The 21,760-nt window shown below is 66.8% G+C and carries 21 protein-coding genes and 1 other RNA gene; 7 read left to right on the top strand and 15 right to left on the bottom strand.

Translation table 11 applies throughout. From position 1 onward, the window contains the following. Positions 1-4 precede the first annotated feature (4 nt). The 5 genes from EV138_RS09010 to EV138_RS09030 all read right to left on the bottom strand — a co-directional run bounded on the left by EV138_RS09010 (position 5) and on the right by EV138_RS09030 (position 5,722). Positions 5-886 carry a carbohydrate ABC transporter permease gene (locus tag EV138_RS09010; protein ID WP_133977938.1) on the bottom strand — a complete coding sequence of 294 codons (882 nt, stop codon included), beginning with the start codon at positions 884-886 and terminating at the stop codon, positions 5-7. Then, positions 883-1,785 carry a carbohydrate ABC transporter permease gene (locus tag EV138_RS09015; protein WP_133977939.1) on the bottom strand — a complete coding sequence of 301 codons (903 nt, stop codon included), beginning with the start codon at positions 1,783-1,785 and terminating at the stop codon, positions 883-885. Before EV138_RS09015 ends, EV138_RS09010 begins: the two co-directional genes overlap by 4 nt. A gap of 13 nt (positions 1,786-1,798) precedes the next feature. Further along, positions 1,799-3,919, bottom strand: a complete 2,121-nt coding sequence (locus EV138_RS09020) for an alpha-galactosidase (protein WP_133977940.1) — start codon at positions 3,917-3,919, stop codon at positions 1,799-1,801. A gap of 134 nt (positions 3,920-4,053) precedes the next feature. Next, positions 4,054-4,815: a nucleotidyltransferase domain-containing protein gene (locus tag EV138_RS09025; protein ID WP_238158029.1), complete on the bottom strand. Its 762-nt coding sequence runs from the start codon at positions 4,813-4,815 to the stop codon at positions 4,054-4,056. Then, the gene (locus tag EV138_RS09030; protein ID WP_133977941.1) at positions 4,805-5,722 is read right to left on the bottom strand and encodes a nucleotidyltransferase domain-containing protein; all 918 of its coding nucleotides are present in this window, start codon (positions 5,720-5,722) and stop codon (positions 4,805-4,807) included. The genes EV138_RS09025 and EV138_RS09030 overlap by 11 nt, the downstream gene beginning before the upstream one ends. Before the next feature lie 187 nt (positions 5,723-5,909). On the opposite strand from EV138_RS09030, the gene EV138_RS09035 reads away from it, so the two are divergent. Further along, the gene (locus tag EV138_RS09035) at positions 5,910-7,109 is read left to right on the top strand and encodes an SGNH/GDSL hydrolase family protein (protein WP_238158030.1); all 1,200 of its coding nucleotides are present in this window, start codon (positions 5,910-5,912) and stop codon (positions 7,107-7,109) included. 71 nt (positions 7,110-7,180) lie between these two features. On the opposite strand, the gene EV138_RS09040 is transcribed toward EV138_RS09035, so the two are convergent. Then, complete coding sequence (locus tag EV138_RS09040) at positions 7,181-9,487, bottom strand: M4 family metallopeptidase (RefSeq protein ID WP_133977942.1); 2,307 nt, start codon at positions 9,485-9,487, stop codon at positions 7,181-7,183. Positions 9,488-9,897: 410 nt separating this feature from the next. On the opposite strand from EV138_RS09040, the gene EV138_RS09045 reads away from it, so the two are divergent. Both EV138_RS09045 and EV138_RS09050 read left to right on the top strand, forming a co-directional pair. Continuing rightward, entirely contained in the window at positions 9,898-10,224 is a 327-nt protein-coding gene (locus EV138_RS09045) for a PadR family transcriptional regulator (RefSeq protein ID WP_133977943.1), read from the top strand. Positions 10,225-10,599: 375 nt separating this feature from the next. Continuing rightward, positions 10,600-11,304 carry a GAF and ANTAR domain-containing protein gene (locus EV138_RS09050; protein ID WP_133977944.1) on the top strand — a complete coding sequence of 235 codons (705 nt, stop codon included), beginning with the start codon at positions 10,600-10,602 and terminating at the stop codon, positions 11,302-11,304. A 249-nt stretch (positions 11,305-11,553) separates the two neighbouring features. On the opposite strand, the gene EV138_RS09055 is transcribed toward EV138_RS09050, so the two are convergent. The 9 genes from EV138_RS09055 to EV138_RS09090 all read right to left on the bottom strand — a co-directional run bounded on the left by EV138_RS09055 (position 11,554) and on the right by EV138_RS09090 (position 17,652). Then, positions 11,554-11,946 carry an ACT domain-containing protein gene (locus EV138_RS09055; RefSeq protein WP_133977945.1) on the bottom strand — a complete coding sequence of 131 codons (393 nt, stop codon included), beginning with the start codon at positions 11,944-11,946 and terminating at the stop codon, positions 11,554-11,556. A 127-nt stretch (positions 11,947-12,073) separates the two neighbouring features. Next, positions 12,074-12,450: a transfer-messenger RNA gene (ssrA, locus tag EV138_RS09060) on the bottom strand. Between the two features lie 86 nt (positions 12,451-12,536). Then, on the bottom strand, positions 12,537-13,097 hold the full coding sequence (locus EV138_RS09065; RefSeq protein WP_112246975.1) for a DUF1707 and DUF4870 domain-containing protein: 561 nt from the start codon (positions 13,095-13,097) through the stop codon (positions 12,537-12,539). A gap of 203 nt (positions 13,098-13,300) precedes the next feature. Then, entirely contained in the window at positions 13,301-13,771 is a 471-nt protein-coding gene (gene smpB, locus EV138_RS09070; RefSeq protein WP_133977946.1) for an SsrA-binding protein SmpB, read from the bottom strand. Between the two features lie 21 nt (positions 13,772-13,792). Further along, positions 13,793-15,235 carry a M23 family metallopeptidase gene (locus EV138_RS09075; RefSeq protein WP_133977947.1) on the bottom strand — a complete coding sequence of 481 codons (1,443 nt, stop codon included), beginning with the start codon at positions 15,233-15,235 and terminating at the stop codon, positions 13,793-13,795. 60 nt (positions 15,236-15,295) lie between these two features. Continuing rightward, positions 15,296-16,207 carry a permease-like cell division protein FtsX gene (ftsX, locus tag EV138_RS09080; RefSeq protein WP_112246969.1) on the bottom strand — a complete coding sequence of 304 codons (912 nt, stop codon included), beginning with the start codon at positions 16,205-16,207 and terminating at the stop codon, positions 15,296-15,298. Between the two features lie 52 nt (positions 16,208-16,259). Further along, positions 16,260-16,949, bottom strand: coding sequence for a cell division ATP-binding protein FtsE (gene ftsE / locus EV138_RS09085; protein ID WP_112246967.1), 690 nt, complete (start codon positions 16,947-16,949; stop codon positions 16,260-16,262). Between the two features lie 186 nt (positions 16,950-17,135). Further along, entirely contained in the window at positions 17,136-17,282 is a 147-nt protein-coding gene (locus EV138_RS37235; RefSeq protein WP_157979835.1) for a hypothetical protein, read from the bottom strand. Further along, complete coding sequence (locus EV138_RS09090; protein WP_133977948.1) at positions 17,275-17,652, bottom strand: hypothetical protein; 378 nt, start codon at positions 17,650-17,652, stop codon at positions 17,275-17,277. Before EV138_RS09090 ends, EV138_RS37235 begins: the two co-directional genes overlap by 8 nt. Before the next feature lie 108 nt (positions 17,653-17,760). On the opposite strand from EV138_RS09090, the gene EV138_RS09095 reads away from it, so the two are divergent. From EV138_RS09095 to EV138_RS09110, 4 genes are all read left to right on the top strand, one after another. After that, positions 17,761-18,810, top strand: a complete 1,050-nt coding sequence (locus EV138_RS09095) for a carbohydrate kinase family protein (protein ID WP_238158031.1) — start codon at positions 17,761-17,763, stop codon at positions 18,808-18,810. A gap of 150 nt (positions 18,811-18,960) precedes the next feature. After that, positions 18,961-19,344 carry an SH3 domain-containing protein gene (locus tag EV138_RS09100; protein WP_133977949.1) on the top strand — a complete coding sequence of 128 codons (384 nt, stop codon included), beginning with the start codon at positions 18,961-18,963 and terminating at the stop codon, positions 19,342-19,344. Between the two features lie 187 nt (positions 19,345-19,531). Further along, positions 19,532-20,818, top strand: a complete 1,287-nt coding sequence (locus EV138_RS09105; RefSeq protein ID WP_133977950.1) for an ABC transporter substrate-binding protein — start codon at positions 19,532-19,534, stop codon at positions 20,816-20,818. Beyond that, positions 20,818-21,759, top strand: a complete 942-nt coding sequence (locus tag EV138_RS09110) for a carbohydrate ABC transporter permease (protein ID WP_202866679.1) — start codon at positions 20,818-20,820, stop codon at positions 21,757-21,759. Before EV138_RS09105 ends, EV138_RS09110 begins: the two co-directional genes overlap by 1 nt. Position 21,760: the final 1 nt, after the last annotated feature.

Raw genomic sequence — 21,760 nt, forward strand, 5'->3', positions numbered from 1 at the left:
GCCCTCACTTGATCCCGGAGAAGCCGATGGAGTTGGTGATCCGGCGGGCGAACGCCACGAACAGGATGATCATCGGCAGCGCCGCGATCAGCGTCGCCGCCATCAGCCCGGCCCAGTCCGGCCCGCCCTGTGGGGTCTGCGAGCGGAAGACACCGAGCGCGACCGTGAGCACCCGGACCTTCTCCTGCTGACCGACCAGCAACGGCCAGAAGTAGTCGTTCCACGAGTTGATGTAGGTGAGGATCGCGAGCGTCGTGATCGGCGCGGCGCTCATCGGGATGATCAGGCCGAAGAAGATCCGCCGGTGGCCGGCGCCGTCGATCATCGCCGCCTCCTCCAGTTCCCGGTTGATGCCGAGGAAGAACTGGCGGAGGAAGAAGATCGCGAACGGGGTCATGAAGGCACCGGGCAGGATGATGCCGGCGAAGCTGTTCAGCAACCCGAGGTTCTTGATCAGCGCGAAGTTCGGCAACGTGGTGAAGATCGGCGGCACCATCAAGGCGGCCAGGAACAGCGCGAACACCTTGTCCCGGCCGGGCCAGCGCAACCGCGCGAACGCGTACGCCGCCATCGCGCTGAAGAACACCTGGCAGACCGTGGTGACGGTCGACACGATCAGCGAGTTGCGCAGGTAGAGCCAGAAGTTCACCGCCGCACCGGACCCGCCCTGTGCCTGCGCCTCGGCGACCGACGACAGGCCGAGGACCCGCTTGAAGGCCCCGAGGGTCGACTCCACCGGGAGCAGCGAACTCGGGTGCCCGGGCAACTGGGTGTTGTCCGAGAACGCGGTACGAAGCATCCAGTAGAAGGGGAACAGCGTCAGCACCATCAGCACGATCAACAGCGCCCAGGCGACGATGCGGCCCACACTCAGTTCACGCCTCATGCCAGATCACTCTCCTTCGCCCGGAGCAACCGCAACTGCAGCAGTGAGATGACGGCGAGGATGGCGAACAGCACCAGCGCCATCGCCGAGGCGTAGCCGAAGTCGAAGCGGGTGAAGGCTCGCTCGTAGATGTAGTAGTAGATGACCCGGGTGGCGTTGATCGGGCCGCCCTGGGTCGTCACGGCGACGGTGTCGAAGATCTGGAACGACCCGATCATGGTGACCACCAGGACCATCACGAGCACGGGCCGCAGCAGCGGCAGGGTGATCCGCCAGAACGTCTTCAGCTCGGTCGAGCCGTCCACCTCGGCGGCTTCGTACACGTACGAAGGAATCGTCTGCAGACCGGCGAACACCAGCAGCGCCGTGTAGCCCATGTGCCGCCAGACGTTGATCAAGGCAACGGTCGGGATCGCCCAGTGCGAGTCGCCGAAGAAGGCGACCGGGTCGATCCCGATCCAGCTCAGCGCCTGGTTCACGATGCCGACCTGGTAGTCGAGCATCCAGTACCAGACCAGCGCGACGACGACGTTCGCCACCAGGTACGGCAGCAGCACCACCGCGCGGACCGTGATCGACTTGGTCAGCCGGTACATCAGCATCGCGATCCCGACCGCGAGCACGGTCTGCACGCCGATGTTGATCAGCACGTACTCGACCGTGACCCCGAGCGCGTTCCAGAAGAAGCTGTCGTGCACCATCCGCTCGTAGTTGTCGAGCCCGTTGAACTTCGGTGCCGACAGCAGGCTGTACTCGGTGAAGCTCAGGTACGCGCCGCGGAGCGTGGGCCAGATGTAGAACACCACGAACCCCAGCGTGGCCGGAGCCAGGAAGATCATCGCGACCTTCAGGTCCCCGAGACTTCGTCGTTGTCGAGGGGGACTCGTCGTCACGGTCACGGGCGATCTCCTTCTAGTCGATGGCCAGAACTTCCAGCAGTACCGCGCTCTCCGGCCACTGGGCCGGTACCTGTACGCCGGCGGCCGCGAGCGCGGCGCCGTTCAGCTCCACGCCGTCGGTCCACCAAGGCGCACTGTTTCTCGGCTCCGCACCAGGCGTGGCCAGCTTCTTCACCCGGTAGACCCGGTCCTTGGTGAGACCCGGCAACCGGACCCGGCCCACTTCGGAGGTGATCGACTGGGCCAGCTGTACGGCGGAGTACACCGCTCGGGACCCGTCCTGCGCGACCACTCCGTGCAGCAGGAAGTCGTCCGAGCCGCGATCGGCGCGGACCACCCGGCCGGTGTGCAGCAGCGGCCGGAGCTCCTTGTGCAGCGCGACCCAGCCTGCCAGCTCCGCGCGTTCTTCGGGCGACGCCGAGCTGATGTCCCACTCGATGCCGAAGTGCCCGAACAAGGCGGTCGTGGCGCGGAACGCGAGGCTCTGCGTGCGGCCGGTGGTGTGCGCCTTCGGCGGGCCGACGTGACAGCCGATCAGCTCGGGCGGCAGCAGCAACTGCGTGTACCGCTGGATCTTCTGCCGCTCCAGGGCGTCGTTGCTGTCGCTGCCCCAGACCCGGTCGGTCCGCTCCAGGATGGCGAGGTCGACGCGCGCGCCACCGGACGAGCAAGACTCGATCTCCAGTCCGGGATGACGCCGCTTCAGCTCGTCCAGCAACCGGTACACCGCGAGCGTCTGCTCGTGGATGCCGGCCGTGCCGGTCAACTGGTTGCCGCCGTCAACGAAGTCGCGGTTGTGGTCCCACTTCAGGTAGCTGATGTCGTACTCGGTCAGCAGGCTGTCGAGCCGCTCGAGCAGGTAGTCGTAGGCGCCCTGGATGCCGAGGTTCAGTCCCTGCTGGTGCCGCGCGGTCGGCGGCATCCGGTGGCCGGTGGCAAGGATCCACTCGGGGTGCTCACGGGCCAGGTCGGAGTTCGGGTTCACCATCTCCGGTTCCACCCAGAGACCGAACTGCAGGCCGAGGCCGGTGACGTGGTCGACCAACGGGTGCAGGCCCTTCGGCCAGATCCCCTCGTCGACGTACCAGTCGCCCAGCCCGGCGTGGTCGTCGCGGCGGCCGCGGAACCAGCCGTCGTCGAGCACGAACCGCTCGGCGCCGACCTCGGCCCCCGCGTCCGCGAGCGACTTCAACTTGTCCAGGTCGAGGTCGAAGTACACGGCCTCCCAGGTGTTCAGTACGACGGGCCGCTCGGTCGACGGGTGGGTCGGCCGGGCCCGCAGGTACTCGTGGAAGCGGGTCGACACCTGGTCGAGGCCCACGCCGTACGAGCCGTAGATCCACGGGGTCGCGTAGCTGCCGCCCGATTCGAGGCGGCCCTCGCCGGGGAGCAACAGCTCGCCACCGCCGATGACGGCGAAACCGCTCATCCCGCGTTCGGCGTACGAGCGGTGGTTGCCGCTCCAGGCGGTGTGCACGCCCCAGATCTCGCCGGTGCCGAAGTCGAAGCCGGGCGTCCCGGCGTACAGGAGCAGCGTGGCGTCGGCACCGGTGCGGCCGCGGCGGTTGTCGCGGACATGCAGGCCCTGGGTGAACGCGCTGCGCTGCGGGTGCCGCTCACCGATGTGCCGGCCGGTCAGGTCGAGCAGCTCGGTCGCCTCGGTCGGTACCGGCAGGGCGAGCACCAGCCCGTCGACCGTGTACGGCGAATCGCCCGTGTTCGTCAGTTCGGCCTTGGTTCGGACCAGCCCCGAGTCGGTCAGCTCGATCACCAGCGCGAGTCCCAGTCCGGCCTGCGGGTCACTCGCGGTGACCTGGACCGTGTTGCCGGTCCGGGCCACCTCGCTGAGCTGGAACGACGCGGAGAAGTCCTGGCCGTCGCGGTGACCGTTCAATCCGGGCAGCCCGAACCAGCCCGACGAGTACTCCGGGATGATCGCGACCGGCTGGTTCTCGTCGAGGCCGTTGCCGACCTGGACCGCTCCCGCGCCACGCCTGAGATCAACCAGAGCGGCATCGCCGAGTTCGCCCAGATCAGCGCCCCAGTGCAGCACGGACGGCAGCCCCGGACCGGAACAGTCGAGCACGAGACTCACGCCCGCGGAGCGCAGCTGCAGCACCTTGATGTTCGACACTGTTGATTCACTCTGCCTTCTGATTGATTTCAGGACGGAACTATTTACCCTACCGGCAGGGATGTCAATAGCTTCACGAGGTTAAGTAAATACTCTAGTGCCCGTGTCCGTGCCTGCCCAGGGGGCAGTGCGCACTAATGCGCAACGAGGCGCGTACGAATCAGCAGATCGTTCAACGCCGGCGCCGCCGAGGGCTCGTCCGGCAACTTCGACCGGAGCTCGGCCTCGTCGAGCACGGCCTGCAACCGCACCACGTCGCGCTCGATCACGTCGACGGACGGCCCGGCCACGGGACCGTGCTCGACCTCCGCCTTGGCCGCCATCAGCTCCGGCAGGTACGACGGTGCGCCGCCGAGCAACTCCCGCAGATCGGCCTGCACCTCACCCGTGCGCATCAAGTGGATGCCGGTCAACAGCACACGGAACGTGTAGAGCAGCGGCTTGAGCTCCCCCGTCTTGCCGAACAACGCCCACTGCGTCTTCCCGAACCCCCGGTAGTGATGCGCATGCCACTTCGTCAGGCACCCGGGCGCCAGCGCGACCAGTTCCTCATGTCCCGCACTGGTCACCACGACCAGGGGCGAAAGCACCTGCTCCAGCACATAGCCGTTGCGGCGCAGCATCAGCCGGAGGAACTTGGCCAGGTCATGGGTGACGAGGTCGACCTCCGCCTCGTTCTGGAACCAGGTCCGATCAAGCGTCTCCGGTCCTCCGCTCAACCCGATGACCTCGGCCACCGGCAGGACGTGAACCCCACGGAGATCGACGTCGGAGTCCTTCGACGGAAAGCCGTAGAGGTGAGCACCGGACACGGTGGCGAAGAGCAGGTCGTACGGCTGGTCGCCGACGATGCCGCGGAGCTCGGCGTAGTCGAGCGTTCGCATGTCACGCGTCACCGATGCTCCTCTTCCGGACCGACCTGAGCCAGGCGTCGACCCTACCGACATCGGGGGTTGCCGGCAGCACGGTTCGCGCCAGCGCCCGGTCGAGTTCCTCGTGCAGGGACAGCCGCCAGCGTTCCACATCGGGCCAGCCGGATTCGCCTCGCTTGATCGCCAGCAGCCGTTCACGATGCTGGCCGACGTCGACAACTAATTTGCCCTCAGCAAGCAATGTGCGGGCCGCGAGCAACAACCTGATCAGGTGCATGACGTGCTTCCATTTCGGCGCGCCGTCGCGCCGGAAGTCCGCCTCGAGTTTCTTGAACTGGCTCAGCACGTAGCCGGAGTACGTCTGGTACGCGAGCTGCGACAGAAACGCCTGTCGCAGTTCCACCAGTTCCTCGCCCAGTGGCGTCTGCCGGACCACCAGCGGCGAGTGGAGCACTTCGAGCAGGTTCGGATTCGCCTTCAGCGCAAGCTCGCAGAACCGCTCGACCTCCCACGAGAACCACTCCGGGTCCGGTCCGTCGACGTGCATCGGCGGCTTCGCGAGCGACCAGAAAACCTCGGTCGGCGCGACGTACACGCCGCGCGTATCGGTGTCGGACGAATCCGTGGCGAGCCCGAACGCACGCGAGCCGACCACCGCGGCGTACACGGTGTACTTCCGCACCAGTTCGTCGCCGTCGACCTGATCCACGGCGACCGCTTCATCCTGGTACGCCGTACGCAGGCTGAGCTGGTCGCGTCCAGCGGTGGCGTCGCGTCCGTCGACCAGGTGCACCAGGTAGCGGCCGTCCGGGGTGACGCCGCTGACCCGGCCGGTCGCACCACGCTGGGCGGTGCCGCCGTCGGAATCGGGTCGGGCGACCCGCAGTACGACCTGCGTGCCGACCGGCAGCTGCGGACCCTCCACTGGCATGCCGCCCATGCTCTCGCACCACGGGTCCGGGCCGCAGCCGGATTGGCATGATCGTGACACTGCGAGAACATGCCAGCACTCTCGGTCTATCCGAACGCGTTACCCGGGAGTAGATTCCCGAGCCAGGTGGCCGGTCACGGGGTCCGACGGTCGCCCTCCGCCCCTTCGTCCGAGATGAGGCCAACCGGTGAAGATCCATCGCAGTTCGTCCGTCGCCAGTGCATTCCTGCTGACAGCCGCCGCCCTGGTTGTCAGCACGTCCACCGCCCACGCCGACGGCCCAGGCGCCGGTACGCCGTACGTCGTGTCGGTCGGCGACTCCTACATCTCGGGCGAGGCCGGCCGCTGGGCCGGCAGCTCGAACAACTCGGAGACGCCGGCCGACGCGCTCGGCGCGCATGCGTACCACGACAACGCCGCCGGCACCGGCGAGACCATCCCCAAATGCCATCGCAGTCGCTCCGCCGAGGCCTATATCGGCAGCGGCGTCGGCGGGATGAATCTCGCCTGCTCCGGCGCGAGCACCGGTACCACCACCGGTGACGCCTTCAAGCCAGGCCTCGACTTCTACGACGACGGCAACGGCCATCTCGGCCAGGCGAAACTCCTGCAGCAGTTCGCCGCCACCCACAACGTCAAACTGGTGGTCGCCTCGATCGGCGGCAACGACTTCAACTTCGCCTCGATCGTCACCTCCTGCGTGACCGACTTCCTCACCTCGCCGACCTGGTTCAAGGACTACTGCAAGGACGACTCGTCGGTGGTCGCGAACTTCACCGCCGCCAACGTCACCGCGGTACGGGCCCGGATCGCCACCTCGTTCCAGAACCTCCGCACGGCGATGCGCAACGCCGGGTACGCCGACACCGCGTGGACCCTGCAGGTGCAGACCTACCCGTCACCGATCCCGGCCGGCAGCGGCTTCCGCTACGGCGAGAGCGGCTACGGCCGGCAGAACACCGGCGGGTGCGGCTTCTGGAACGCCGACGCGGACTGGGCCAACAGCACCGCGCTGGCCACCATCAACAACACCGTCCGCGCGGCCGTCGGCCAGTCGGGTCTGGCCAACGCCCGCATCCTCGAACTCCAGTCCGCCTTCAACGGCCGCCGCCTGTGTGAGTCCGGCGTCGGCCTGTACGAAGAGGCCGGCCTGTCGTCCTGGACCCAGCCGGCCGCCGTCGACAAGACCGAATGGATCAACCAGATCCGCACGGTCACCACGATCGGCTCGAACTACTACATCCAGGAGTCCCTGCACCCCAACTACTGGGCCCAGCTCGCGCTCCGCTCCTGCATCCGCCAGTCCTACACCCTCGATCACGCGGGCACCTGCACCATCGCCGGCCCCGGCCTCCTCAACGGCGAACCGCGGATGTCGTTGAACTGAGCAAGCAAAGCACCGGCCGCCTCACCCTTGGGGGGTGAGGCGGCCGGCTGTTACTGGTCGTGCCCTGTTCGTCAGCTCAGGTTGAGGCCTGTGTCGTCGACGACGAACGAGGTCTGGAGCGAGGAGTCCTCAGTGCCGCTGAAGCTGATCGAGACCGTCTGGCCCGCCAGCGACGACACGTCGAACGACTTCAGCGAGTAGCCCGAAGCCTTGTTGAGGTTGGAGTAGGTCGCCAGCGTGGTCGAGCCCGCCTTCACGGTCAGCTTGTCGTACTGAGTCGTGGTGGTGGTCTCGGCCGAATCGATGTGCAGGTAGAACGAGAGCACCGCGTGGCAACCGGCCGGGATCGCGACCGACTGGCTCAGGGTGTCGGTGTGGGTGGTGCCGTAGCCGTCCATCCACGCCTTCCAGGAGCCGGTGTGCGCGGCCTGGCCGGTCGAGTTGTCGATCACGCCCGACGAGGCCGACCACGGCGACGCCGTACCGGTCTCGAAGCCCGGGTTGCCGAGCTTCTGGCCGGAGCAGGTACCGCCGCCGCCACCGATGGTGATGGTGAAGGTGGTGCTGCCGGACCCACCGGCGCTCGCCGTAGCGGTCGCCGTCACGTTGAAGGTGCCGTTGGCGGTCGGGGTGCCGGAGATCGTGCCCGTGGAGGAACCGATCGTCAGGCCACCCGGCAAGCCGGTGGCGGACCAGGTGTACGGCGCGGTGCCGCCCGAGGCCGACAAGGTGAACGAGGCGATCGGCGTACCGACCGTGCCGGTCTTGTTGCCCGGGTTGGTGACGGTGACGCCACCGCTGGTGCTACACGTCGGGTCGCCGGCCTGAGCCGGAACGCTCACCGCGTCCCACGCCGCCTTGACGGTGTTGAACTCGGTGCAGCTCGGCGAGTACAGGTTCTTGGCCGCGGTCAGCGTCCAGGTGCGGTACTTCAGGTACGAGCTGCTGCTCGTCTTCATCAGCATCGCGTTGTACATGATCCGGATGGCCTTCTGGATGCCGAGGCCGGTCACCGTCGAGCTGTTGCAGGTCGGGACGTTCGGCGAGCCGCCGCTGCCCTGGGAGACCAGCACGAACCAGTGGTCACCAGGTCCGGCCGCGGCGTGCACCTCGGAGCCCGGGATCGAGCTCGAGTAGCAGTTCGGGTCGCCGACCGCCGACGGGTTGTACATGTTGCGGATCGGGCCGCTGCCGACCAGGTTGACCTCTTCGCCGACCAGGAAGTCCGGCGGGTCGTACGAGGCCGACTGGTTGCTGTAGAACTCGGTGGCCGCACCGAAGGTGTCGGCGACGAACTCCTGGGTCCCGGATCCGGAGATCCCACCCGGGGTGTGGTCGTCGATGCCGTGGCCCATCTCGTGGCCCAGCACGTCCATCGAACCGATCCAGGCGCCGGCGGTGTTCTTGCCGACCTGGACCTGGGTGCCGTCGTAGTAGGCGTTCTGGTCGTTCAGACCGACGCGGATCGGCCAGGCGCCGCCGTTGCCGTCGGCACCGTTACGGCCGAGCCAGTCGGCGAGCATGTGCCGCTCGGTCTGGTACGAGAACAGTGCGTCGACGCAGCCGGTCTCCTTGTTGGTGCCGGTGCCGTTGCCCCAGTTGTCGTCCGGGCCGGAGAACGTGGTGTTGGTCGCCGCGTCCTGGCAGGAGGTGTTGGCCGAGTTGGGGTCCTTCATCGAGTACGTGCTGCCGGACAGCGTGGTGTCCAGGTGGACCGGGTTCGGTCCGCTGATGGCCGCCGTACCGTTGCCTGCCATCACGTGCTCTTTGGTGCTGAGCACCTTGCCGGTCTTCGCGTCGACGTAGACCGACAGGCTCGACGGCTCCTTGCCCTTGAAGCCGGTGACGCGCGACTGCCACGCGAGGGTCGGCTTGCTGCCGAGCGCGTAGACGGCCAGCGTCGGCTGGGTGCTGGAGGTGACCTTCTTGAGCTGCTTGGTCGCGGTCGCCTTCGCGGCCGCGGCGGTGATTCCGGCTGTCGTGGACAGGTCCGGGATCGCCACGCTCTGGGCTACCGAGGTGCTCTTGACGGCACCGTGCTCGTCGGTGACGACCACGAAGTCACCGCCGACGACCGGGAGACCCTTGAAGGTGCGCTCGTACGGGACGTACTGCAGACCGGTCTGCTCGGAGATGACCGGCTTGGCGACGAACTTGTCGCTCTTGCCTGCGTGCAGGCCGGCCGGCAGCTGGGACACCAGCGACGACGCAGCCTGGGCCGCGAAGGCCTTCGACTGGGCCTGGGTGGGCCGGGGCGGAGGTGCTGCACTCGGAGCGGCGGTGGACGACGCGGCTCCGAGACCGGCGACGGAAACGACCGTCAGACCGGTGACCGCCAGAAAAGTGGCGGTCTTTCGGGAACGCTGAAACAAGACCATGGGCGTGGCCCCTTCAGGAAATGGTGCTGGGCGGGTTGCGATGCGCCGGGCTGGCAGGCGGGTGCACCTATTCCGCCTGGAACGCTCCGGACACCACCGGGCCTCACTACTTCCTTTACCCCTCTTCCAACGCCGGTGGATCGCGGGGGGACACTATGCCCGTCTCATATCATGGTCAACGCCCATTACTGCCGCTGGCACAAGCGAGACAGTTGACTGCGTTGTCAGCCGAAAAAAGAGCGTTTTCCCGGCATAAAGCGGCTGATTGCTTCAGCCGATCGGTGACCTTTTTCCGCGACCGCACCGGCGACCATCCCCCATGGATCCGGACCGACGGCGACCAGTACTCGGCGGTACCGTGTAGTGGTACTCGGTGTTACCGAGTAGCAGGAGAACCGAAGAGGGCGCCGATGGACGATCTGACCGAGATGCTGAAAGGCACGCTCGAGGGCTGTGTGCTGGAGATCATCGGCAGGGCGGAGACCTACGGGTACGCCATCACGCGTCGGCTGAACGAACTCGGCTTCGCCGACGTCATCGAGGGCACGGTCTACACCATTCTGCTGCGGCTGGAGAAGAAAGGGCTCGTCGAGGTCACGAAACGACCGTCCGAGCAGGGCCCGCCGCGCAAGTTCTATGCGCTCAACGACGCCGGCCGCGATGAATTGGCGGCGTTCTGGGTGAAATGGGAGTACGTCACGGCACGGATCACCAAGCTCAAGGAGAGCGGGAAATGACCTTCTGAGAGACGATCACCGGCAGCGATCTCAGCAGAGAATGGAAGGCGTTCGAGATCCGGGCCGAGGCCTTGCCGAACGACTAACCGGGACAAAGCATTTACCACGTGGTGGGCGACGACATCGCCGGTTTCAGCACGGCACTGGCCAGCGGATTACCAGATCGTTTACCAGGAGATGCAGCGGTATCTCTTCAAGGTCGGACCGGTCGACCTGGTCGGCGGCCGCGAAGGGATTCGCCGGGGCAGTCGATGGCACCGCGAGTGACCCGGCAGGGACTGACGCATAGGTTTCGCACCAGCTTGGCGGGCCGGACGACATAATTGGAGGAGCAGGGGAAGTCGAGATTGTCATGGTTTTGCTGAGGAGTTGCGGATGACTCTGGATCCGTCCGATGACCTGGCCGCGGTGATGACGGCCGCCGCGGCGGCGTTGAAGGCACCGATCGATCTGGGCAAGACGCTCGAGCATCTCTTGGCCAGCGTGGTCGAGACGGTGCCGGGCGTCGATCAGGCGAGTTTGTCGATCACGACCCGGGACGGCCGTATCGAGACACTGGCGCCGACCGACGAGCGGGTGGTGCTGGCCGACAAACTGCAGTACCAGCTGCTCGAAGGCCCCTGCCTGGAAGCGGCACTGTCGGAACCGGTGGTCGAGACACCTGATCTCGCCGCCGACCCCCGCTGGCCGCAGTACGGACCGAAAGCCGCGGCGCTCGGTTTCGGCGCGCAGATCGCTTTCCAGTTCCGCGCCGAGCCGCACGTGCGCGGAGCGCTGAACCTGTACGCCGACCAGCCACACAGCCTCGACTCCGACACCCGCGCTCTTGGCGCGCTGTTCGCGGGGCTGGTCGCCGTCGCGATGGGCTGGTCCCGCCAGGAAGACACCATGAACCAGGCGCTGATCACCCGCAACGCGATCGGCCAGGCAGTCGGAATCGTGATGGAGCGCTACACGCTCAGCCCTGACCGCGCGTTCGCGTTCCTGGTGCGGACCTCCCAGGACAGCAACACCAAGCTCAGGACCGTCGCGGAAAGGATCGTCACCGACGTCATCACCAGAGCCGCGAACCAGAACTGATCACGGCCCGGACAGAGGCAGTCCCGGCGCTGCTTTTCAACGCCGGGACCTGGAGTCACCGAATCCTCGAGTACCCGATGCTCGTGTGGGGTCAGTGCCCCCTGGCGACACGTCGTACACCGACGCGTCGCCTATCCCAACTATCGCTTCGCCCTCGCCGGGCGTTACGGGCGTCGATGTGACACCGCCGTCTTCCACAGACGCGTCGCAGGTCACGAACAGCGCTCCGCCGCCGCCGGCGGATCTCCGTCAGACGGCTACGTGGTGGCCGGCTGCGCGTAGTACGTCGATGGCTTCGTCGAAACGGGCGGCCGGGACGAGTACGAGGTCTCCGTCGTAGCTCGCGGCGGTCCAGACCGGGAGATCGTTGGCGGCGAGCGGGGCGACGATCGCGCTCAGCATCCCCGTCGCTTCCGGATCGTGCGCGTCGTCGCCGTTCCAGAGCGCCACCCAACCGTCCTCGGCCGTGTCGTCGCGCCGCATCGCCGCGCCTCCGTCCGGACCGAGCACGAGCGCGAGCAGACCGGCTCCGGGGACGACCTGCCGTACGTCGGACACCCGCTCGAGCACGAAGCGGCCCTCGAGCACTCGCAGGTTCTGAATTCGAGCCCCGCCGGCTTTGTCGTCACCGTCATGAGCCATTCGCAGATCCTCCGTCCTGGTGCCGATCTGCGCGTCATGCGCATCGGCTGATCGTAAACCGGTCGTGGAACGAGAAAGTGCCTGGTCAAGATTGCTCTGACCAGGCACTTCTCTGTTCGACTCAAAGGGGTGGAGGTGGCGGGAATCGAACCCGCGTCCTTCAGCGTCGACCCAAGACTTCTCCGGGCGCAGTCTGTTAGTCGCTTTTCTCGGCTCCAGCACTCCCACAGACAGGGTTGCTGACGAGCTCAGTCACTGTAAATGTCCCGCGTCAACCCCGTGACCGAGTTGACGAAGCAAGCTTCCTAGCTGAGGCCAGGAACCGGGTCGGAAGCAAACCCGGGCTGACCCACTTCATTGGCTCAGGCCGTCAGGCGGCGAGAGCGAAGTGACTGCGATTTGCATCGGCAGTTATTGGTTTCCAGAGATCGTTTACGAGATAACCCTGGATCCTCGGCCCGCTTCCCTTGGATCGTCCGTCCAAAGTCGAAACCGTTCACCCCCATGTTGAGTTGTCAAACACCTGCGGCCGACCGCAGGTCACCCACACTACCAACTGCAACAAGCGGCCCGCATCTGGGATTCCCCGCTCAGCGGACGAGCCGCAGCGTGAACGGGTAGCGGAAGTCGGAGCCGAGCAGCGCCGCCAGACCGCCGATGCCGGTCAGCACGAACCAGACCAGGCCGACCAACGGGAAGAGGAACCCGGTGAACCCCTGGGTCACCCCGGTCACGACCCCCAGCAGCGCGAAGGCCATCAGGGCGGTCAACTGGAAGTTCAGCGCCTCGACGGCGTGCTTGCGGACGGCCGGATTCTCCTTGCCCGCGGTCGCGACGATCAACGCCGGGCCGACGAAGAAGGTGGGATAGCCGAGCCAGTGCGCGACCATCCCCATCCCCCGGCCCTGGCTGTCGCGTCGCTGCAGCGGTGCGGGCCGGGTGAAGGCGGCCGGTGCGTACGTCGGGACCGGGCGCGAGACCAGGCCGTTGAAGGTGCCGTTCAGCTCGGCCCGGGTCCGCGACTTCAACGCCAGTTCCAGCCTGGTGTCGAACTCGCCGTGATCCAGCCGGCCGTCGGCGTACATCTCTTGCAGAATCTCGACCGCGCGGTCCCGTTGGGCCGGCGTCACCAGCAGGTCTGAAGTGGACATGCATCCACTCTCCCGCCCCGACACCCCTCACCCCATCGGGTGCAGCCCGGACCAGCCCCTGAGCGGACCCCAACTACAGACAAAACCAGAAGGGAAGAAAGGCGCTGTGGTCGAGCGGACCCCAACTACAAACAAAACCAGAAGGGAAGGAAGGCGCTGTGGTCGAGCGGACCCAACCACAAACCCAACAAAGTGAGTAAGGGTCAGCGGCGGGTGCGGTCTGACAGGGCTCGTTGGGCTTCGCGGCTGGCTTGGCGTTCGGCCAGGGCGTGGCGTTTGTCGTAGTCCTTCTTGCCCCGGCCGGTCGCGAGCTCGACCTTCGCGTAGCCGTCCTTGAAGTACAGCGACAGCGGGATCAGCGAGACACCCTGCTGCTCGACCGCCTTGATCAGCTTCTCGAGTTCGTCCTTGTGCAGCAGCAGTTTGCGCGTCCGCCGCGGCTCGTGGTTGGTCCAGGTGCCGTGCGTGTACTCCGGGATGTGCATCCCCTGCAGCCACAGCTCGCGACCGCGGACGGCGGCGAACGCGTCGACGAGGGAGGCCCGGCCCAGCCGCAGGGACTTCACCTCGGTCCCGGTCAGCACGAGTCCGGCCTCCACCACGTCGTCGATGTGGTAGTCGTGTCGCGCCTTACGATTCTGCGCGATCGGTTTGTGGCCGGTCTGTTTCACCATCCGACCAGTATCTCAGAACTCCTACAACCACTTCATCGGGTTAACCACCCGCCCGTCCTGGTAGACCATGAAGTGCAGGTGGCAGCCGGTCGAGTAGCCGGTGGTGCCGACGTACCCGATCACCTGGCCCTTCGAGACGTGCTGGCCGACCCGGACCTTGTAGCGGGACAAGTGGTTGTACACGGTGGTGATCGAGGAACCCCGCATCACCCCGTTGGACAGGAACAACCGGTTGCCGTAGCCACCGTTGTAGTAACGGTCGGTGACCACTCCGCTCGCGGCAGCATGGATCGGCGTACCGCAGCCGGCGCCGAAGTCCGTGCCGTCGTGCAGCTTCCAGACGTGCAGGATCGGGTGGAAGCGCATCCCGTACGGCGAAGTGATGTAGGTGTCGATCGGGAAGCTCAGGCCCGACGAGCTGCCCGGGTCGTCCGGGATGTTCCGCGGCGGCCGGTGCTCCTTCTTCGCCTTCGCCCGTTCGGCCGCCTCGCGCGCCGCCTTCCGCCGGGCTGCCGCGGCCTTCTCGGCGCGGGCGCGGGCGATCAGGATCTGCTCGACCCGGGTCCGTTCACTGACCAGCGCGTTGTACTGCGCGAGCTCGGTGTTCTTCTCTTTCTCGGCGGCCTGTTGCGCGGTCAGCCTGGTGGCCGCGACCTTGGCCGCCTCGGCCTTGTCCGCCGCCACCTGCAGCGTCAGCGCGGTGACCTCCTTGACGGTCCGCGCCGCCTCGGCGCGCTGGGCGGCGACCGCCTGCTCGGCCGCCTGGACCTTGACCCGCTTGTTCGCGAGCTGGGCCTGGGCGTTGTTCAGGTTGGTGATCGCGTTGCCCTGAATGCCGAACACGTTGCGCTGAACCTGCATGCCAGTGGCCAGGTCCGCCGGCGAGGCCCCCCGCAGGACGATGCTCAGCCCGACCAGGCTGTTCTGCTGCTGGTACGCCGAGCGGACCGCACGACCGGCGACCGCTTTCTTTGCGTCGAGCAACTGCTCGCCCGCGGTGACTTCGTCCATCGCCGTCTGGAGCGCCAGTTCGGCAGCCTTGAGCTTGCTGGCGGCAACGAGGTCGGCGGCCTTCGCGGCAGCCAGTTTCCCTTGCGCCGCGGCGTACTTCACCTGCACGGCCTGGTACTGCGCCTCGGCCTGGCTGTACGCGGCAACGGACTTCGCCAGCTGGTCGGATGCCTCGTTCAGCTCGCCGCGCTGGGTCTGGATCTGCGAATCGAGCTGCTTCTTCTTCGCGGCGGGGTCCGGCGGATCTGCCTGGGCAGCCGGGACCGCCGCCAGAACTCCGGCGGACAGGGACAGGACAACGCAGCAAGCGGCGATGACCGTCTGCCGGCCGGGCGGGCCGCCCAGGCGTCGCCTGAGGAACCGTCCGTCCGGTACGACGGTGGCGCCGATGCTGTCGTCTCGCTTGATGCTCCCCCGCTTGCGCGGGTTCGCACCGGGGAAGTGCGGGACCACAGTCGACCCCTTGCTATGGGTGCTGGTGACTTACTTGTCACCGACCATAGGTCACGCGGGTCAGACTTTGAGGTATTTCCGCGTTGTCAGGAATGTCGGGACCACGGCGAGCACCAGGCCGACGACCACCATGATGAGCGTGGCCTGGAAGGTCTCGGAGGCTCCGACCCACTGCCAGACCCGGAACGTCTCCTGGGCCCGCTGCATGACGACGAAGTACACCCCGACCCAGAGGGTGCCGCAGGCAAGGACCGCGCCGATCAGGGCGGCCAGCACCGCCTCCAGCAGGAACGGCAACTGGATGTAGAAGTTCGAGGCGCCCACCAGGCGCATGATGCCGATCTCCCGCCGTCGCGCGTACGCCGCCAGGCGGATCGTGTTCGAGATCTGCATCAGTGCGGCGATCAGCAGCAACCCGGCCGCGATCAGCGCGCCGAACTGCAATCCGTTCAGCGCCTTGAAGAGTGGATCCAGATACTGTCTGAGGTCCTGGACGGTGTCGACGCCGGGGAGACCGGAGACCGCGCTGACCAGGTTCTGATAGCGCTGGGGATCCTTCAGTTTGACCCGGAAGGACTCCTGCATCTGGTCCTCGGTGACCGTGCTGACGATCGGCGAGTCCTTGTACAGCTTCTTGAACTGGTCGAAGGCTTCCTTCTTGGTCTCCCCGAAGACCCCCTCCGGCGCGGTGTCCGGGCTGGACTCGATCACCTGCTTGATCCGGTTCTTCTGCTCCGTGGTGACCTCGGTCCCCGAGCAGCCGCGGCCGCCGGAGTCCTTGGTGCAGAGGAAGACCGAGATCTGGATCTTGTCGTACCAGTTGCCCTTCATCAGGTCGACCTGCTCGCGGGCGAGCAGCGCGCTGCCGAACAGCGACAGCGACACCCAGATGGTGACGACGACCGCGATCGTCATCGACAGGTTCCGCTTCAGCCCGATACCGAGGTCGGCGAGGATGTAGTTCAAGCGCATAACAGTTGAGTCCGTAACGTCGTAGGTCGGGATACCAGGGAATGCAGCTGCCCTAGTGCTGGTAGCCGTAGACGCCGCGCGACTCGTCGCGGACGACATGACCGTTCTCCAGCTCGATCACGCGCTTGCGCATCTGGTCCACGATCGACACGTCGTGGGTGGCCATCACCACGGTGGTGCCGGTCCGGTTGATCCGGTCCAGCAGTTTCATGATGCCGATCGAGGTGCCGGGGTCCAGGTTTCCGGTCGGCTCGTCGGCGATCAGGATCATCGGCCGGTTCACGAACGCGCGGGCGATCGCCACCCGCTGCTGCTCGCCGCCGGACAGCTCGTCCGGCATCCGGTCCTCCTTGCCGTCCAGGCCGACCAGCTCGAGCACCTCGGGCACGGTCTTGCGGATGTGCTGGCGCGGCTTGCCGATCACCTGCAGCGCGAACGCCACGTTCTCGGCGACGGTCTTGTTCGGCAGCAGCCGGAAGTCCTGGAAGACGGTGCCGATCTGCCGGCGCATCTGCGGGATCCGCCAGCTGGCGAGCCGGTTCAGGTCCTTGCCGGCCACCATGATGTGGCCCTTGGAGGTCCGGTGCTCGCGCAGTACGAGGCGCAGGAACGTCGACTTGCCGGACCCCGACGTACCGACCAGGAAGACGAACTCGCCTTTCTCGATCTCGACGTCGACGTTCAGCAGGGCAGCCTTGGACTGACCTTCGTATGTCTTGGAAACATTCTCGAAGCGGATCACGGGATTGTCCGGCCGTGGTCGGGAACAGGGAGCAGCGTAGTGGTCACCACGAGGGCACCGTACGCCACCGGAGCGGCCGTCGATCAGTGTAGGTGCTCCACGGCGTGCCGCCCGACTCGGCGGCGGCGAGCGTACGCAGTACGGACGGGAGGCGGTACGGCGTCCGTGCTGGGCGCTACGGCGTGGTCAGCCGGGGGTCGGCTCGGGGCGGGCGGTGGCGATGCGGGCGAGGCCGGGCTCGGGTTTGCGGCCGGCCTTGCGGGCCGCCTCGACGTGCAGCCGGGCCAGCTCGACGGCCTGCCGGGAGACCTTGACGGTCTTCTTCTCACTCATCGGCGCCTCCCTCGACAATCTCGGTGTTCGCGTCCGCGATTTCAGCGTACGCGGCCGGGCCGACGCGGTCGATCGCTACCGCCGCGGTCAGCGCGGCGACCAGGTCGTAGTCCTCGGGCTGTAACAGTTCCGACCTCATCAGTGAGCGCAGCGTCACCACGCCGGCATCCGTGCCGGCCTCGTCGCCCTCGAGGATCTGCTCGACCGCCCAGCGCACCATCCGCATCGTCTCCTCGCGGTGCCGCCAGGTGTCCAGCTCGCGATCGGACTTGCGGGTCAGGTACGACCCCAGCGCGACGCCACCGAGGGCCAGCACCGGGCTCAACCCGGCCATCACCACACCCACCACCGAGATCCAGGTCGGAATCACAAACACACCCCAGAACTCATTCGTGTTCTCCCAATTCCATGGTGATGACCGGTCGATGATGCTACGAAGGACAGCACATCACCAGCCACCGACAAGGAGCAGCCGACGATGATGGACGAGCCGGACTGCTACGACGTGTTCGTGCAGGGCACGGTGTTTCTCGACATCGTGCTGACCGGTCTGGAGTCCGCCCCGACCACCGGAACCGAGATCTTCGCCGAGGGAATGGGCTCGTGTCCCGGCGGCGTCGCCAACTTCGCCATCGCCGCCAGCCGGCTCGGCCTGCGCAGCGGGCTGGCCGCCGTCTTCGGCGACGACGTGTACGCCGACTTCTGCTGGCGGACGCTGGCCGACCAGGAGGGTGTCGACCTGTCGCACTCCCGGCGGATCGGGCACTGGCACTCCCCGGTCACCGTCTCGATGTCGATCGACCGGGACCGCGCGATGGTCACCCATGCCCATGAAGCGCCGGGCGATCCGAGCAAGCTGGTCGGGCCGGGCCTGCGGACGAAGTCGGCGATCGTGCCGGTCGCCGAGGAACTGCCCAGTTGGACGGCCGAAGCGCGCCAGTCCGGCGCACTGCTGTTCGGTGACGTCGGCTGGGATCCGACCGACGCCTGGTCGCCCGCTGTCCTCGACGTACTGGAAGGCTTCCACGCCTTCACGCCGAACGCGGGCGAGGCGATGGCCTACACCCGGACCGACACCCCGAAGGCGGCGCTGCACAAGCTCGCGGACAGGGTCCCGCTCGCCGTCGTGACGAACGGCGCCGACGGCGTACTGGCGATCGATTCGACGACCGGCGAGGAGGAGCAGGTTCCGGCGTTGCCGGTCCGGTCGTACGACCCGACGGGCGCGGGCGACGTCTTCCTGGCGTCGCTGGTGCTCGGCACCCTTCGCGGCTGGCCACTCGCGCACCGGCTCGCCTTCGGGAACCTGTGCGCGGGCCTGTCGGTCCAGCACTTCGGCGGTTCCCTGGCGGCACCGGGCTGGGGCGACATCATCGACTGGGTCCGCGACCACAGCCGGCACCGCCCCGGCGGCGTCGACCCCGAGATCCTGCGCCACTACACCTTCATCGGCGATGTGCTGCCCGCCGGCCCGGTCCCGATCGTCCGCCGCGCCGGCGCCACCATCGCCCGGCTTTCGGACGCCTGAGAGGCGCTGGAATCCCGGCTCGGGACCATTGTGAAAAGCAATCGTTTGAGCAAAAGATTTGGTGAGAAATCTTCTGCAGAGCCCTGTTCTTCGACCGCTTCTCCCGGCTACTGTCTCGGCGACCGCCCCTCGACTACGGGAGAGAACCGAATGAGTACTCCGAGTAGCATGCGCCGCCTCGTCACCGCAGCAGTCAGTCTGCCGCTGCTGGCCGGTGGCTTCGTCGCCCTGAACGCCACGTCGGCCAGCGCCGACTGCGGCAGCCACCCCGCGTGGCAGAACCTGAGCTCCGGCGCCGGCAGGGTCACCAACTCCTCGCCGATCCGCACCGGTCCGTACCAGTCCTGCGACGTGGTTCCGAACGGCCAGGTCGGTACTTCGAAGGATCTCTTCTACCACTGCTGGGTCCTGAACAGAGAAGGCAACAAGTGGACCCATGTCCGGGTCGCCAACACCACCATCGAAGGCTGGATGTACAACGGCAATCTGAACGACGGCGGCAGCACCGCCCCGTCCAACCAGTGCACGGCCTGAGATAACCCCATCGACGCCCGGTACCAGGAATTGCTCTCCTGGTGCCGGGCGTCAGCAGGTCCTGGCCCCCTCCGTTCCCGGGCCGTTTCCAGGGGATGGAAATGGGGACCGGAGAGCCCTCTTCGGTCGTAGGGTCGGGGAGGGCGCGCGGTGGTCGGGCCGCGCCGGAGGAGTGGAGGTCGGCGAGATGTCGGGTGCTGAGGGCAACGGGTTCGGGCGGCGGCGGTTCCTGGCCGTGGGTGGTGGGCTGGCCGCGCTGGCGGTGACCGGCTGCGGGTCGAACACGGGCCGAGCGTCGTCGGGCAGTTCGAGCGGCGGCAAACCCACGCTCTCACAGTGGTACCACCAGTACGGCGAGCCCGGGACCCAGCAGGCCGTTCAGAAGTACGCCAAGGAGTACCCCGACGCGACCGTGACCGTGCAGTGGTCGCCGGGCGACTACGACAAGAAGACCGCCTCGGCCCTGCTGACCGACGGCGGCCCGGACGTTTTCGAGTACGGCAACGGCCCGAGCATCGACATGATCAAGGGCGGCCAGGTCGTCGATCTGTCCGACCTGCTCGGCGACGCGAAGAGCGACTTCACTCCCTCGCTGATCTCCCGGCTGACCTACCAGGGCAAGCTGTACGGGATCCCGCAGGTCACCGACATGCAACTGCTCGTCTACCGCAAGAGCGTGCTGTCGGCGGCGGGCGTCCAGCCGCCGCAGACGGTCGACGAGTTGCTGGCAGCGGCCAAGAAGCTCACCACCGACAAGATGAAGGGACTGTTCGTCGGCAACGACGGCGGCGTCGGCATCCTCGGCGGTCCGGCGCTGTGGTCGGCAGGGCTCGACTACCTGAAGGACGACAACACCTTCGGGTTCGACGACCCGGCCGCGGTCGAGTCGCTGCGCAAGCTGCGCGAGCTGTTCACGTCGAAGTCCTTGCTGCTCGGCGCACCCACCGACTGGTCGGACCCGTCGGCGTTCACCCAGGGCCTGACCGCGATGCAGTTCACCGGCCTGTGGACGTTCCCGCAGATCCAGAAGGCGCTCGGCGACGACTTCGGCGTACTGCCCTGGCCCAAGCTGAATGCGACCACCGGTGCTCCCAGCGTGCCGGTCGGGGCCTACGCGTCCTCGGTCAGTGCCAAGTCGAAGAACGTCGACGCGGCGAAGAAGTTCGTCAAGTGGCTGTGGGTGGACCAGACCGACAAGCAACTCGACTGGGCCCAGTCGTACGGCTTCCACATCCCGGCCCGCAAGAGCCTGATCGACAAGGCCGACAAGCTGAAGTCCGGTCCGGCCGCCGACGCGGCGAAGTTCGTCAACGAGAACGGGCACGCCCAGACCCCGCTGCTGTGGACCCCGAAGTCCGGTACGGCGTATTCCGACGCGCTCAACCGGATCATCAAGAGTGGCTCCGACCCGGCCACCGAGATCAAGGCCGTGAAGGCGGTCGTCGAGGCCGAGCTCAAGCGCATCGCGGGCTGATGTCGGTCTCCGCGCCGGCCCGGGGATCGATCACCACCAGGTTGCGGGGCCGCTATGACCGCAACCTGTGGTTCGCCGTCTTCGTCGGGCCGTTCGTGCTCGGCCTGCTGGTGTTCGTCTACATCCCGATCGTCTGGTCGGTGGTGCTGAGCTTCTTCGACGCGCACAACACCGTCACGCCGAGCAAGTTCGTTGGCCTGGGCAACTACTTGGACATGATCAGGGACGCGTCGTTCCGGTCCAGCCTGCTCACCTTCATCCTGTTCGCGCTGTTCATCGTGCCGACCACCTTCGTGGTGTCGCTCGGGCTGGCGCTGCTGGTGAACCGGGCCCGGTTCGCCCGGACCTTCTTCCGCTCGGTCTACTTCCTGCCGACCGCCTGCTCGTACGTCGTGGCGTCGTTGGTGTGGAAGTTGTCGATCTTCTCCGGCGTCCGCTTCGGCCTGATGAACACCGTGCTCGGCTGGTTCGGGATCGAGCCGATCGCGTGGCTCTCGGTCACCCAGCCGCCGTGGTACTGGCTGGTGATCGTGACGGCGCGGATGTGGTTGCAGGCCGGGTTCTACATGATCTTGTTCCTGGCCGGCCTGCAACGGATCTCGCCGTCGCTGTACGAAGCCGCCGCGATCGACGGCGCCGGCGGCTGGAAGGTGCTCCGCTTCATCACGCTCCCCCAGCTGCGAGCCACCTCCACCGCAGTACTGCTGCTGTTGTTGATCAACGCGTTCCAGGCCTTCGACGAGTTCTACAACCTGCTGTCGAGCTCCGGCCAGTACCCGCCGTACGCGCGACCACCGCTGGTCTACCTGTACTACGCGGCGCTCGGGCAAGGCCAGGACTTCGGGCACGGCAGTGCGGGCGCCGTGGTCCTGACCCTGCTGATCGCCCTCATCGCGCTCGGCCAGAACCGCGTTCTCGGACTCGGCCGGAGGGAGGACTGAG

Origin of the sequence: Kribbella voronezhensis, assembly GCF_004365175.1 — a bacterium.
Classification (GTDB): Bacteria; Actinomycetota; Actinomycetes; order Propionibacteriales; family Kribbellaceae; genus Kribbella; species Kribbella voronezhensis.

Bases quoted from the DNA above. Each gene is read 5' to 3' on its own strand.
- smpB (WP_133977946.1), bottom strand. From the start codon at position 13,771: ATGGTGAAACAGACCGGCCACAAACCGATCGCGCAGAATCGTAAGGCG.
- EV138_RS09095 (WP_238158031.1), top strand. From the start codon at position 17,761: ATGATGGACGAGCCGGACTGCTACGACGTGTTCGTGCAGGGCACGGTG.
- EV138_RS09030 (WP_133977941.1), bottom strand. From the start codon at position 5,722: ATGCCAGTGGAGGGTCCGCAGCTGCCGGTCGGCACGCAGGTCGTACTG.
- EV138_RS09100 (WP_133977949.1), top strand. From the start codon at position 18,961: ATGAGTACTCCGAGTAGCATGCGCCGCCTCGTCACCGCAGCAGTCAGT.
- EV138_RS09045 (WP_133977943.1), top strand. From the start codon at position 9,898: ATGGACGATCTGACCGAGATGCTGAAAGGCACGCTCGAGGGCTGTGTG.
- EV138_RS09110 (WP_202866679.1), top strand. From the start codon at position 20,818: ATGTCGGTCTCCGCGCCGGCCCGGGGATCGATCACCACCAGGTTGCGG.
- EV138_RS09055 (WP_133977945.1), bottom strand. From the start codon at position 11,946: ATGGCTCATGACGGTGACGACAAAGCCGGCGGGGCTCGAATTCAGAAC.
- ftsX (WP_112246969.1), bottom strand. From the start codon at position 16,207: ATGCGCTTGAACTACATCCTCGCCGACCTCGGTATCGGGCTGAAGCGG.
- EV138_RS09105 (WP_133977950.1), top strand. From the start codon at position 19,532: ATGTCGGGTGCTGAGGGCAACGGGTTCGGGCGGCGGCGGTTCCTGGCC.
- EV138_RS37235 (WP_157979835.1), bottom strand. From the start codon at position 17,282: ATGAGTGAGAAGAAGACCGTCAAGGTCTCCCGGCAGGCCGTCGAGCTG.
- EV138_RS09065 (WP_112246975.1), bottom strand. From the start codon at position 13,097: ATGTCCACTTCAGACCTGCTGGTGACGCCGGCCCAACGGGACCGCGCG.
- EV138_RS09040 (WP_133977942.1), bottom strand. From the start codon at position 9,487: ATGGTCTTGTTTCAGCGTTCCCGAAAGACCGCCACTTTTCTGGCGGTC.
- EV138_RS09010 (WP_133977938.1), bottom strand. From the start codon at position 886: ATGAGGCGTGAACTGAGTGTGGGCCGCATCGTCGCCTGGGCGCTGTTG.
- EV138_RS09050 (WP_133977944.1), top strand. From the start codon at position 10,600: ATGACTCTGGATCCGTCCGATGACCTGGCCGCGGTGATGACGGCCGCC.